Source organism: Streptomyces bungoensis, assembly GCF_001514215.1.
Lineage (GTDB): Bacteria > Actinomycetota > Actinomycetes > Streptomycetales > Streptomycetaceae > Streptomyces > Streptomyces bungoensis.
Genome location: NZ_KQ948851.1, coordinates 1000539 through 1011152, shown reverse-complemented (window position 1 = coordinate 1011152; position 10614 = coordinate 1000539). Strand labels below are relative to the sequence as shown.

11 protein-coding genes and 1 pseudogene are annotated in these 10614 nt (G+C 73.6%); 5 read left to right on the top strand and 7 right to left on the bottom strand.

Annotated elements, in window-relative coordinates; all coding sequences use genetic code 11:
• Nucleotides 1-96 precede the first annotated feature (96 nt).
• On the top strand, nucleotides 97-975 hold the full coding sequence (gene gnd / locus AQJ66_RS04265) for a phosphogluconate dehydrogenase (NAD(+)-dependent, decarboxylating) (protein ID WP_061916516.1): 879 nt from the start codon (nucleotides 97-99) through the stop codon (nucleotides 973-975).
• 138 nt (nucleotides 976-1113) lie between these two features.
• Nucleotides 1114-1779 carry a TetR/AcrR family transcriptional regulator gene (locus AQJ66_RS04260; protein WP_061916512.1) on the top strand — a complete coding sequence of 222 codons (666 nt, stop codon included), beginning with the start codon at nucleotides 1114-1116 and terminating at the stop codon, nucleotides 1777-1779.
• A 52-nt stretch (nucleotides 1780-1831) separates the two neighbouring features.
• On the opposite strand, the gene AQJ66_RS04255 is transcribed toward AQJ66_RS04260, so the two are convergent.
• Nucleotides 1832-2425, bottom strand: a complete 594-nt coding sequence (locus AQJ66_RS04255; protein ID WP_061916509.1) for a TetR/AcrR family transcriptional regulator — start codon at nucleotides 2423-2425, stop codon at nucleotides 1832-1834.
• Between the two features lie 143 nt (nucleotides 2426-2568).
• Between AQJ66_RS04255 and AQJ66_RS04250 the strand changes: the two genes are divergently transcribed.
• Nucleotides 2569-3447 (top strand): NAD(P)-dependent oxidoreductase, encoded by an 879-nt coding sequence (locus AQJ66_RS04250; protein WP_061916506.1) that lies wholly within the window; start codon nucleotides 2569-2571, stop codon nucleotides 3445-3447.
• Between the two features lie 86 nt (nucleotides 3448-3533).
• On the opposite strand, the gene AQJ66_RS04245 is transcribed toward AQJ66_RS04250, so the two are convergent.
• Nucleotides 3534-3989 (bottom strand): PPOX class F420-dependent oxidoreductase, encoded by a 456-nt coding sequence (locus tag AQJ66_RS04245; RefSeq protein ID WP_061916503.1) that lies wholly within the window; start codon nucleotides 3987-3989, stop codon nucleotides 3534-3536.
• 140 nt (nucleotides 3990-4129) lie between these two features.
• On the opposite strand from AQJ66_RS04245, the gene AQJ66_RS04240 reads away from it, so the two are divergent.
• Nucleotides 4130-5353 carry a serine hydrolase domain-containing protein gene (locus AQJ66_RS04240; protein ID WP_061916500.1) on the top strand — a complete coding sequence of 408 codons (1224 nt, stop codon included), beginning with the start codon at nucleotides 4130-4132 and terminating at the stop codon, nucleotides 5351-5353.
• A 47-nt stretch (nucleotides 5354-5400) separates the two neighbouring features.
• Here AQJ66_RS04240 and ribA read toward each other — a convergent pair whose 3' ends face one another.
• Nucleotides 5401-6060 (bottom strand): GTP cyclohydrolase II, encoded by a 660-nt coding sequence (gene ribA / locus AQJ66_RS04235; protein WP_061916497.1) that lies wholly within the window; start codon nucleotides 6058-6060, stop codon nucleotides 5401-5403.
• A gap of 38 nt (nucleotides 6061-6098) precedes the next feature.
• Between ribA and AQJ66_RS36935 the strand changes: the two are divergent.
• Nucleotides 6099-6848: pseudogene (locus AQJ66_RS36935) on the top strand (creatininase family protein); the annotation flags it as partial.
• On the opposite strand, the gene AQJ66_RS39925 reads toward AQJ66_RS36935, so the two are convergent.
• The 4 genes from AQJ66_RS39925 to AQJ66_RS04215 are packed head-to-tail and all read right to left on the bottom strand — an operon-like array spanning nucleotide 6731 to nucleotide 10501.
• The gene (locus AQJ66_RS39925) at nucleotides 6731-7894 is read right to left on the bottom strand and encodes a lysylphosphatidylglycerol synthase transmembrane domain-containing protein (RefSeq protein WP_079060051.1); all 1164 of its coding nucleotides are present in this window, start codon (nucleotides 7892-7894) and stop codon (nucleotides 6731-6733) included. The pseudogene AQJ66_RS36935 and the gene AQJ66_RS39925 sit on opposite strands and share 118 nt — an antisense overlap.
• Complete coding sequence (locus AQJ66_RS04225) at nucleotides 7891-8871, bottom strand: hypothetical protein (protein ID WP_107118857.1); 981 nt, start codon at nucleotides 8869-8871, stop codon at nucleotides 7891-7893. The genes AQJ66_RS39925 and AQJ66_RS04225 overlap by 4 nt, the downstream gene beginning before the upstream one ends.
• Before the next feature lie 26 nt (nucleotides 8872-8897).
• Nucleotides 8898-10106 (bottom strand): glycosyltransferase family 4 protein, encoded by a 1209-nt coding sequence (locus AQJ66_RS04220; protein ID WP_061916491.1) that lies wholly within the window; start codon nucleotides 10104-10106, stop codon nucleotides 8898-8900.
• On the bottom strand, nucleotides 10103-10501 hold the full coding sequence (locus AQJ66_RS04215) for a 6-pyruvoyl trahydropterin synthase family protein (RefSeq protein ID WP_061916488.1): 399 nt from the start codon (nucleotides 10499-10501) through the stop codon (nucleotides 10103-10105). Before AQJ66_RS04215 ends, AQJ66_RS04220 begins: the two co-directional genes overlap by 4 nt.
• Nucleotides 10502-10614: the final 113 nt, after the last annotated feature.

Here is a 10614-nt window from a genome sequence, read left to right as displayed (position 1 = left end):
AACCGGCCCTGACCATGGGCGCGGACGTGCCCGGTCTCGACCCGTCCACCACGGCCCTCGTCGCCGCCTACCGCAACCTCAGGAAGTGAACTGACAATGCAGCTCGGTCTCATCGGTCTCGGCAAGATGGGCGGCAACATGCGCGAGCGGATCCGCCGCGCCGGCCACGACGTCATCGGCTACGACCGCAACCCCGACGTCTCCGACGTCAAGTCCCTCGCCGAACTGGTCGAGAAGCTGGACGCACCGCGCCACGTCTGGGTGATGGTCCCGGCGGGCACCGCCACCCAGACCGTCGTCGACGAGCTGGGGGACCTGCTGTCCCCGGGCGACACGGTGATCGACGGCGGCAACTCCCGCTGGACGGACGACGAGAAGCACGCCGCCGCGCTCGGCATCAAGGGCATCGGCTTCGTCGACGCCGGCGTCTCCGGCGGCGTGTGGGGCCTGCAGAACGGCTACGCCCTCATGGTCGGCGGCGACAAGGAGCACGTGGACCGGCTGCGGCCGATCTTCGACGCGCTCAAGCCCGAGGGCCCGTACGGCTACGTCCACGCGGGCCGCGTCGGCGCCGGGCACTTCTCCAAGATGGTCCACAACGGCATCGAGTACGCCATGATGCAGGCCTACGCCGAGGGCTGGGAGCTGCTGGAGAAGGTCCCGTCGGTGGACAACGTCCGCGAGGTGTTCCGCTCCTGGCAGGAGGGCACCGTCATCCGCTCCTGGCTGCTCGACCTCGCCGTGAACGCCCTGGACGACGACCAGCACCTGGAGAAGCTGCGCGGCTACGCGGAGGACTCCGGCGAGGGCCGCTGGACCGTCGAGGCGGCCATCGACAACGCCGTGCCGCTGCCCGCGATCACCGCCTCCCTCTTCGCCCGGTTCGCCTCCCGGCAGGACGACTCCCCGCAGATGAAGATGGTCGCCGCGCTGCGCAACCAGTTCGGCGGGCACGCGGTCGAGAAGAAGGACTGACCCGCCCACCGCGCGAAACACGGCCGTCGCGCCGACGCCCGCGGCCCGGATCACCCCCTGTGACCCGGGCCGCGGGCGCTCCTACAATCACCGCACGCGCGCAGCGCACCCCTGTCTCCCCCGTCCCCGAGGAACCCGATGACCAGCGTCGACGAACCGCCCGCACCCGGTGCGCGGGCCCGGGACGCCGCCCGCACCCGGGCCGAGATCCTCGACGTGGCGACCCGGGAGTTCGCGCGGGCCGGCTACGACGGCGCCCGCGTCGACGAGATCGCGGCGCGCACCCGCACCACCAAGCGGATGATCTACTACTACTTCGGCGGCAAGGAACAGCTGTTCACCGCCGTCCTGGAGCGGGTCTACGACGAGCTGCGCGACGCCGGGCGGCGGCTGGACCTCGGACAGCTGGAGCCGGAGGCGGCGGTCCGGCACCTGGCGGGACTCGTCTTCGACCACCTGGAGCGCCGCCCCGACTTCGTCCGCCTGGTGACCATCGAGAACATCCACGAGGCACGGCACGTCACCGCCGCCCGGCGGTCCGGCCGGATCGGCTCGCCCGCGCCGGCCGCGCTCGGCCGGGTCCTGGAGGCCGGGCAGCGGGCGGGCCGCTTCCGTACGGACGTGGACGCCGTCGACCTGCACGCGATGATCAGCTCGTTCTGCTTCTTCCGGGTCGCCAACCGGCACACCTTCGACGCCCTGTACGGCCGCGACCTCTTGGCACCGGCCCGGCGCGGGCACTACCGGGCCCTGCTCGGCGACATGGTGGTCGCCCACCTCACGGCGCGGCCGGCGGCGGGCTGAGCACGCGCCCCGGGGCTCGGGACGAGGTGACGGCGGCGTCCGGCAGGGGCTCTCAGGACGGGGCGACGGCGGCGTCGAGCAGCGGTCCGAGTTCGCGGACCGCGGTGGTCAGCGGGCGTACGTCCTGTTCGGCGCGGGCCATCAGGACGGCGCCCTCCAGGGTGCTGATCATCAGCGTGGCCAGGGAGTCGGCCCGGGCCGCGGGGACGCCCATGCCGGTGAGCGCCTCGGCGACCGGGCCGCGCCAGGTCGCGAACGCGGCGGCCACCGCCTCACGGGTCGAGGTGCCCGCCGCGGCGCACTCGACGGTCGCCGCGGCCACCGGGCAGCCGGCGGCGAAGCCGTCACGCCGGTACTCGTCGGTCCACTGGGCGGCCATCGCCGCGAACAGCCCGCTCGGCGTCGGCTCGTCCAGGCCGGCGAGGAACCGGGCGACGCGCTTGCCCGCGTACCGCCCGGCCCAGCCCACGGCCTCGTTGACGAGCTGCTCCTTGCCGCCCGGGAAGTAGTGCTGGAGCGAGCCGCGCGGCGCCCCGGCATGGGCGGCGACGTCCCGCATACCGGTCGCGGCGACCCCTTCGCGCCGGATGAGCTGGGCCGCGCTGAACACCATCCGCTCCCGCGGCCCGTGCCCCGAATCCGCCATGTCCGTCCTCCGCTCGCGCCCGCCTCGTACGCCGCCGCACTCTCCCCCTCCGAACTCTATGACCACCGTCATACCGCCCGCTACTATGACGACGGTCATAGCCAGGTCGGCCGTCTCCGGCCCATCGAGGAAGGGCGATCCCCGTGCACGTCGGATTCATCGGTCTGGGGGTGATGGGCCGCCCCATGGCGCTGCGCCTGGCGGCCTCCGGCACGCCCCTGGTGGTGTGGAACAGGACGCCGGAGCGCGCCGAGCCGCTGCGCGCGGCAGGGGCCGAGGTCGCGGCGGACGCCGGGGAGGTGTTCGCGCGGGCGGAGGTGGTCCTGCTGATGCTCGCCGACGAGGCGGCGGTCGACACCGTCCTCGGCCGCGGCACGCCGGCCCTGGCGGCCCGGGTCGCCGGACGGATCGTCGTCCACATGGGCACGACCTCCGCCGAGTACTCCCACGCCCTGGAGGCCGACGTCCGCGCGGCCGGCGGGCGGTACGTGGAGGCGCCCGTCTCCGGGTCCCGCGTCCCGGCGGAGCAGGGGCAGCTGGTGGCCATGCTCGCCGGCGAGACGCCGGCCGTGGGCGCCGTGCGGCCGCTGCTGGCGCCGATGTGCCGGGAGACGTTCGTGTGCGGACCCGTGCCGGGCGCGCTGCTGATGAAGCTGGCGGTGAACCTGTTCCTGATCACCCAGGTGACCGGGCTGACCGAGGCGTTCCACTTCGCCGAACGGCAGGGTCTGGACCGGCGCCTCTTCCTGGAGGTGCTGGACGCGGGCCCGATGGCCAGTGCGGTCTCCCGCATGAAGGCGCCCAAGCTGCGCGAGCGGGACTTCGCCGTGCAGGCGGCCGCGCTGGACGTGCTGAAGAACAACCGTCTCATCGCGGAGGCGGCCCGCAAGGCGCACCTGGCCTCGCCGCTGCTCGACGTGTGCCACACCCTCTTCGAGGAGACGGTGGCCCAGGGGCACGGCGGCGAGGACATGGTGGCGGTCCTGCACGCGATCGAGGCACGCACCGCCGAGGCGCCGTAGCACCGCGCGCCGCACGGACGTGCGGTGGAACAGCGGGAGCGCGGTGGAACAGCAGGGGTGCAGTAGCGCAGCGGCAGTGCGGTGGGTCAGCGCTTGGGAATGCCGTACGCCCGTTCCACCCGCAGCCGGACCACCAGACGCCGGTCCCGCACCATCGCGGCCCGGTACTCGTCCCAGTCCGGATGCTCACCGAGCACGTCCCGGTAGACCCGAATCAGCTCCTCCACCGTCTCGTCGTACGGGTCGCCGGCGACCGGCGACAGTTCGGCCGTCCCCTCGGCGACGGTGTACGCCCAGCGGTCGTCACTGGTCACGTGGTAGGAGGCGCGGGGGTCCCGCCGGAGATTGCGCGTCTTGGCCCGGTCGTCGGTGACCGAGATCCTGACCAGCCGCTCGTCGGGGTAGTAGGCGTGGCTGACGTTGGACAGCTGCGGCCGGCCGTCCCCCTTCAGGGTGGCCAGCACCCCGCCCCGTGTCTCGGAGAGCAGCGCGAGCAGGGCGAACTGCGTCGGGTCCGCCGGAACCGTCGGGTCGTGAGTCATACCCACGTCAACTGGTCCGCCGCGCGGCGCATTCCCCGTCGTGTCGATCACACAACGCCCTGATGAGGGGGCGCACCACGATGTTCCTGGGCGACGATGAGGGGGTCGGACCGCACGGGGGACGCGACCGGAGGAGAGCGATGACACAGCTGCGACAGGACGTCGACCCGGGTGAGGCCGGGCTGGATCCGCAGGCGCTGGAGCGCCTCGACCGGCGCTTCGCCCACCACGTCGACGAGGGGCGCCTGCCGGGCTGGCTGCTGGCCGTGGCGCGCGGCGGCCGCGTCGCCCACCTGCGCACGTACGGCCGCCGGGACCTCGCGGCCGGCCTGCCGGTCGAGGCGGACACCCTGTGGCGGATCTACTCCATGACCAAGCCGGTCACCGCCGTCGCGGTGCTGCAACTGGTCGAGGAGGGGCGGCTGTCGCTGGACGACCCGGTCGACCGCCATCTGCCGGTGTTCGCCAACCCCCGCGTGTACGAGGGCGGTTCCGGCAGCGACGTACGCACCCGGCCGGCTCACGGGCCGATCCTCGTCCGGCACCTGCTCACCCACACCGCGGGGCTGACCTTCGGCTTCTACCACAAGCACCCCGTCGACGCCCTGTACCGCGAGGCCGGTCTGGAGTACTCGGTGCCGCCCGGCAAGGACCTGGCGGAGACCGTCGAGGTGTACGCGCGGATGCCGCTGCAGTTCGAGCCGGGCACGCAGTGGAACTACTCGGTCGCCTCCAACGTGCTGGGCCGGGTGGTCGAGGTGGTCTCCGGGCAGGCGCTGGACGAGTTCCTCGCCGACCGGATCTTCCACCCGCTGGGCATGACCGACACCGGATTCCGCATCACCCCCGAACAGGGCCCGCGACTGGCCGAGCTGTACGGCGAGACGGACTGCGGCGGCATCGCGCCCATACCGGGGCTCCCGGTGCGCGGCCGGCCCCGGTTCCTGTCCGGCAGCGGCGGCCTCGTGTCCTCGGCGCCGGACTTCCACCGGTTCATGGAGATGCTGCGCCGGGGCGGCGAACTGGACGGCACCCGGCTGCTGTCCCCCGGCTCGGTCGACCTGATGACCCGCAACCAGTTGCCGGGCGGCGCCGAGTTGAGCGCCTTCGGCGCCCCGGTGCACCAGGAGCGGGGCAACGACGGGCTCGGGTTCGGCTTCAACGTGTCCGTCGTGACCGACCCCGCCCGCACCCTGTCCCCGTCGAGCCCCGGCACCTACGGCTGGACCGGCGTCGCCACCACCGCCTTCTGGGTCGACCCCGGGCGGGATCTGACCGTGCAGTTCATGACCCAGGTGCGGCCCAAAAAGCTGAAGGTCTTTCCCGAGTTGCGGCGGCTGGTGCACGAGGCGGTGCTCGACTGACCCGGGGGTCCCCCGCCCGGGCGAAGCCGCGTGCGGGGGACGACGGGTCAGGAGCCGTGCGCCACCGCGTCCAGGTGCGGCAGGATGTGGTCCATCCGCTCCCGCTTGGTCCGCAGGTAGGTGATGTTGCTCTCGCACGGCTCGATCAGCAGCGGCACCTGCTCGGCGACCTCGATGCCGTGCCGCGTCAGCGCCTCGCGCTTGGCCGGGTTGTTGGACATCAGCCGTACCGAGCGCACCTCGAGGTCGTGCAGGATCCCGGCGGCGACACCGTAGTCGCGGGCGTCGACCGGCAGCCCGAGCGCCAGGTTCGCCTCCACCGTGTCCAGGCCCTCCGCCTGCAGGGCCATCGCGCGCAGCTTCGCCAGCAGGCCGATGCCGCGGCCCTCGTGCCCTCTCAAGTAGACGACGATGCCGCTGCCTTCGGCGACGACCGCGCGCAGCGCCGACGCCAGCTGGTCGCCGCACTCGCAGTGCTGGGAGCCGAACGCGTCGCCGGTCAGGCACTCGGAGTGCAGCCGGGTCAGCACGTTCTCGGTTCCGATCTCTCCGTGGACCAAGGCGACTTGTTCCTCGCCGCGGTCATGGTCCAGGTAGCCGACCGCCTGGAATTTCCCGTACACGGTGGGCAGCGGGGCATTCACGACACGTTCCACGCCCGAACGCCGCGGGGACTTCTTGCCGAGGACACCGATGTTTTCTGTCATGATCTGATTCCTAAGCGGAGACGAAGGGCCGGGAAGAGATGAGTGGTTCGGGCGCGCGTGCGGCCGGCTTCGGGCTGGTGCCGACGGACACTACGGAAGACGTACGGGCGCGGGGGGCGGGCGTTTCAACACAGGTGGCCGTCCTTCCCGTGGGCAGCTTCGAACAGCATGGGCCCTTCCTTCCGTTGGCGACCGACACGCTCGTCGCCTGTGCCGTGGCGCGGGAGATCGCAGCCGCGTACCCGGTACATCTCCTTCCCCCGCTGACCGTCTCCTGCTCCCACGAGCACGCGGCCTGGCCGGGAACCGTCAGTATCTCCGCGGTGACGCTGCACGCGGTGGTCCGGGACATCGCCGACTCGCTGCGCCGCTCGGGCGTCGAGGCGCTCGTGGTGGTCAACGGGCACGGCGGCAACTACGTGCTGGGCAACGTCGTCCAGGAGGCCTCCGCGCGCGGGGAGCGGATGGCGCTGTTCCCGGCCGCCGAGGACTGGGAGACGGCGTGCGAGCGGGCCGGGGTGCTCACCTCGCTGCTCACCGACATGCACGCGGGAGAAATCGAGACGTCGATTCTGCTGCACGCTCACCCCGAATTCATCCGCCCTGGCCACGAGTCCACCGATTTCACCGCGGACGACCGCCGTCATCTGCTCACCGTGGGAATGTCCGCCTACACCGAGTCGGGCGTCATCGGCCGTCCTTCCCTGGGTTCGGCGGAAAAGGGGAAGGAACTGCTGGCGAGCCTGGCCGAATCGTTCGGCTCGTATTTCGCGCTGCTCACGCCGGACGACGGCGCGACGCCGGTGCGGGGGTAGCCGCGCAGCCCGGCGTACCAGCGGGCGACGAGGACGACGGCGCCGGGCAGGCTGGCGACGAAGCTGAGCACGCCGTACACCACGGCGACGGCCACACCGCTGCTCGCGCCGAGCCCCGCCGCGCCGAACGCCCAGGCGGTGACGCCCTCGCGGGGCCCGAAACCGCCGATGTTCACCGGCACTCCCATGGCGACCAGGGCGAGCACCGCGAGCGGCAGCAGCACCGCGACGGAGGCGGCGGAGCCGGCGACCCGGGCCGCCACGACGAACATCGCCACGTGACCGGCGAGCACGACGGCCGACGACAGCGCCACGCCGGGCCCGTTCTCCCGGGACAGCAGGCCCGCGCGGGCCTCGGTGAGAGCGGCGCGCAGGGCGCCCGCGCGCCGGGCGGGGGCCCGGTTCATCCGGACGGCGAGGACGACGGCGAACGCGCCCGCCGCGGTCAGGGCCACCACCGGGGCGAAGCCGCGGACGTCGTCGCGGACCGGTGACGGCAGCGTCAGCAGGACCGCGGCACCGCTCACGGCCAGCGCGACCTGCCCGGCGACCCGCTCGAGCACGACCGCCTTCACCCCGCGCCGGACGTCCCCGGAGCTCTGTCCGTGCCGGACCGCCCGGTGCACGTCGCCGAGCACCCCGCCGGGCAGGGCCGCGTTCAGGAACAGCGCCCGGTAGTAGTCGGCGACGGCAGGCCCGAACGGCAGCCGGATCCCGAGGCCCCGGGCCACCAACTGCCAGCGCCAGGCGCTGAACACGGTGGTCACCACCCCGACGCCGAGAGCGATCAGCAGGGTCGCCGTGTCGATCCGGCGCAGGCCGTCGAGCAGGACACCCGTGCCCAGCCGCCACAGCAGCACGGCCAGGATGGCCGCACCGGCGACGGTACCGAGGTGCGTCCGCAGGGCGCGGAGGCGGGAGGACGCGTTGCCGGTCTCGACGCCTTCCTCCGCGCGGACCGTTGCCGTCGCCAGGTCGGGCACGGCCCGCACCCCCGCACCCACCGTCTGCACGGTCATGACGTACCGCCCGCCGGCCGGGGCAGCGCCAGCAGGTCGCTGTGGTGCACCACAACGTTCAACTCGCCCGCCTCGCAGGCCGCGAGACGCTCGCGCAGATACCGTTCGGCGGGCTCGCGCAGCCCGGGGCGCTGCTCGACGGCCGCGCCCACCCAGCCCCGCAGCCACTGGGCGGTCAGCTGGGCGGACTCGGGGCCGAGCCGCCACGGGCTCGGGTGCACGCGTACCGTCGCCCCGCGTTCGCTGAACGCCTCGCAGGCCACCGTGACCGCGTCCGGGCCGAGCAGGCCGGTACGCCGCTGGTGGGCGTTGAACGCCTCCGTGATCTCGGCGTCCAGCGGGTCGGCGGGGGTCAGTTCGACGCGCCCGGCGACGGTCAGTGTGAGCAGGGCCGGGCAGCCGGCGCCGACGCAGGCCGTCGCGAGCGTGCCGATCTCCTCACGGGTGAGGACGTCCAGCAGCGCCGAGGCCGTGACCAGGGAGGCCCCGGTCAGCGCGTCCGGGGTGAGCCGGGCGACGTCGCCGCGCCGCGTCTCGACCGTGACCCTGCTGCCGTCGGCGGCCGCGCGCGGGGACGCGACGGCGGCGAAGTGCAGCAGGTAGGGGTCGCGGTCGTGGAGCACCCAGTGCTGGGGGCCGTCGAGGCGGGGCGCGAGCCAGCGGCCCATCGAGCCGGTGCCGCAGCCCAGGTCATGGACCACCAGACCCTCCGCGCCGCCCTCCCGGGCCGGGAGATCGGCCTGCCGGATCCGCAGCGGGTCCAGCAGGTCCTGCGCCCGCGCGGCGGCGTCGGCCACCTCGCGCAACTGCAGCCACTCGGGCGCGTACCGCGGCGGCTCCTCCTCCGGCCCGCCGTCCCGCAGCCGTACGGTGGCCCGCTCCCCCGGGCCCACGACGGGCCCGGCGCCGGGGATGACCTCGGCGCCGTCGCCCCGCGGCCCGGTCTGCGGTTCGCTGGGGCCCGGCTGGGCCGGGATGCCGTCGGTCACGGTCGTCGCGTCCTTCACGCCACCCTCCTCGGTGCCTCGGGGAGCCGGCCGAGGACCCCGGCCAGGCTGCGGGCGGTGGTCGCCCAGCCGTCGAGCGCGGCACGGCGGCCGCGTGCGGCGGCCTTCAGCCGGCGCCGCACGTCCACCTCGCCGAACCAGCCGCGCAGTTCGACGGCGAGCGCGGCGGGGTCCTCCGGCGGGACGAGGATGCCGGGGACGCCTCCGTCGGGCGCGCGGCCGACCGCCTCGGGCACACCGCCGACGTCGGTGGCCAGCACCGGGATGCCACGCGCGAGCGCCTCGGTGATCGCCATGCCGTAGGTCTCCGCGTACGAGGCGAGGACCATCAGGTCGGCCGCCGCGTAGCTGGCGTCGAGGGCGGCGCCGGACTGCGGCCCCGCGAGCCGGAACCGGTCCTGCAGGCCGTGGCTCCGGACGAGGTCGCGCAGATGAGCCACGTACTCGGGGTCGTTGGTCAGCCCGCCGACGCAGGTGCAGGTCCACGGCAGGTCGGTCACCGCGGCCAGCGCCTCGACCAGCCGGTGCTGGCCCTTGCGCGGGGTGACCGCGGCGACGCACAGCAGGTGGGAGACGCCGTCGGTGCCGGCCGCCAGGGGCGCGATGTCGGCGCCGGGAGCGGCGACGTGCACCCGCTGCGGGTCGAGGCCGTGGTGGGAGACGAGGCGGCGGACCGCCCAGTCGCTGGTGGCGATGACGGCGGGCACCGCGCGCAGCACGGCCCGCTCGCGCGCGTCCAGGTCGGCGGCCACGGCCGGCTCCAGACCGGTCTCGTCGCCGAGGGGCAGGTGCACCAGCACCGCGAGCCGCAGCCGCTCCGCCTCCGGGACGACGACCTCCGGCACGCCGCAGGCGACCAGCCCGTCGAGCAGTACCACCGTGTCGTCGGGCAGCTCCCGCAGCGTACGGGCGAGGGCCTCGCGGTCGGCGGCGCCGGGCCGCGGCCAGCCGCCGGGCACGGCGTGCCGCACGGCCTGCCAGCCGAAGCCGGGCAGGTCGAGGCAGACCCGGCGGTCGTAGGCGTTGCCGCCGCTCGGCACGGCCGGATCGTCGACGCCGCCCGGCATGACGAAGTGCACGGTCCGCAGGGACATGGGGACGATCCCGAGGTTGGCGCCGACGGTGGAAGCGGCGGCGGGAGCGGTGGGCTGCTGGGGCACGTAGCCGAGCCGCGGCGCCGCCCTGTGCAGGGTCACGTCGGTCACAGCGCACGCTCGTAGCTCGCCCAGGCGACGTGCGACTCGTGGAGCGTGACCGTGAGGCCAGCGATGCCCTTGGCGCCCTCGCCCAGGGCCCCCTTGTGGATGCGTTCGGCGAGCCGGTCGGCGATGACCTTGGCCAGGAACTCGGTGGAGGTGTTGATCCCGGCGAACTCCGGCTCGTTGTCGAGGTTGCGGTAGTTCAGCTCGCCGGTGATGGCACCCAGCTCCTGGGTGGCCAGGCCGATGTCGACCACGATGTTGTCCTCGTCCAGCTGTTCGCGGCGGAACGTCGCGTCCACGAGGAACGTGGCGCCGTGCAGTCGCTGAGCGGGCCCGAACACTTCGCCGTGGAAGCTGTGGGCGATCATGATGTGATCGCGGACAGTGATGCTGAACAACGGACGACCCTCCAGGTGCGGCGCGTCTGATGCCCCCGCTGTTCCCTGCCGGGGGATTGCCGTGTAGTACGGCTCTTCGGTTCCCCGTGTTCAGCCTCCCCTCACTCTTTTTA

Coding starts and splice junctions, on each gene's coding strand:
- AQJ66_RS04260 (WP_061916512.1), top strand. CDS start 1,114: ATGACCAGCGTCGACGAACCGCCCGCACCCGGTGCGCGGGCCCGGGAC.
- AQJ66_RS04240 (WP_061916500.1), top strand. CDS start 4,130: ATGACACAGCTGCGACAGGACGTCGACCCGGGTGAGGCCGGGCTGGAT.
- ribA (WP_061916497.1), bottom strand. CDS start 6,060: ATGACAGAAAACATCGGTGTCCTCGGCAAGAAGTCCCCGCGGCGTTCG.
- AQJ66_RS39925 (WP_079060051.1), bottom strand. CDS start 7,894: ATGACCGTGCAGACGGTGGGTGCGGGGGTGCGGGCCGTGCCCGACCTG.
- AQJ66_RS04245 (WP_061916503.1), bottom strand. CDS start 3,989: ATGACTCACGACCCGACGGTTCCGGCGGACCCGACGCAGTTCGCCCTG.
- gnd (WP_061916516.1), top strand. CDS start 97: ATGCAGCTCGGTCTCATCGGTCTCGGCAAGATGGGCGGCAACATGCGC.
- AQJ66_RS04255 (WP_061916509.1), bottom strand. CDS start 2,425: ATGGCGGATTCGGGGCACGGGCCGCGGGAGCGGATGGTGTTCAGCGCG.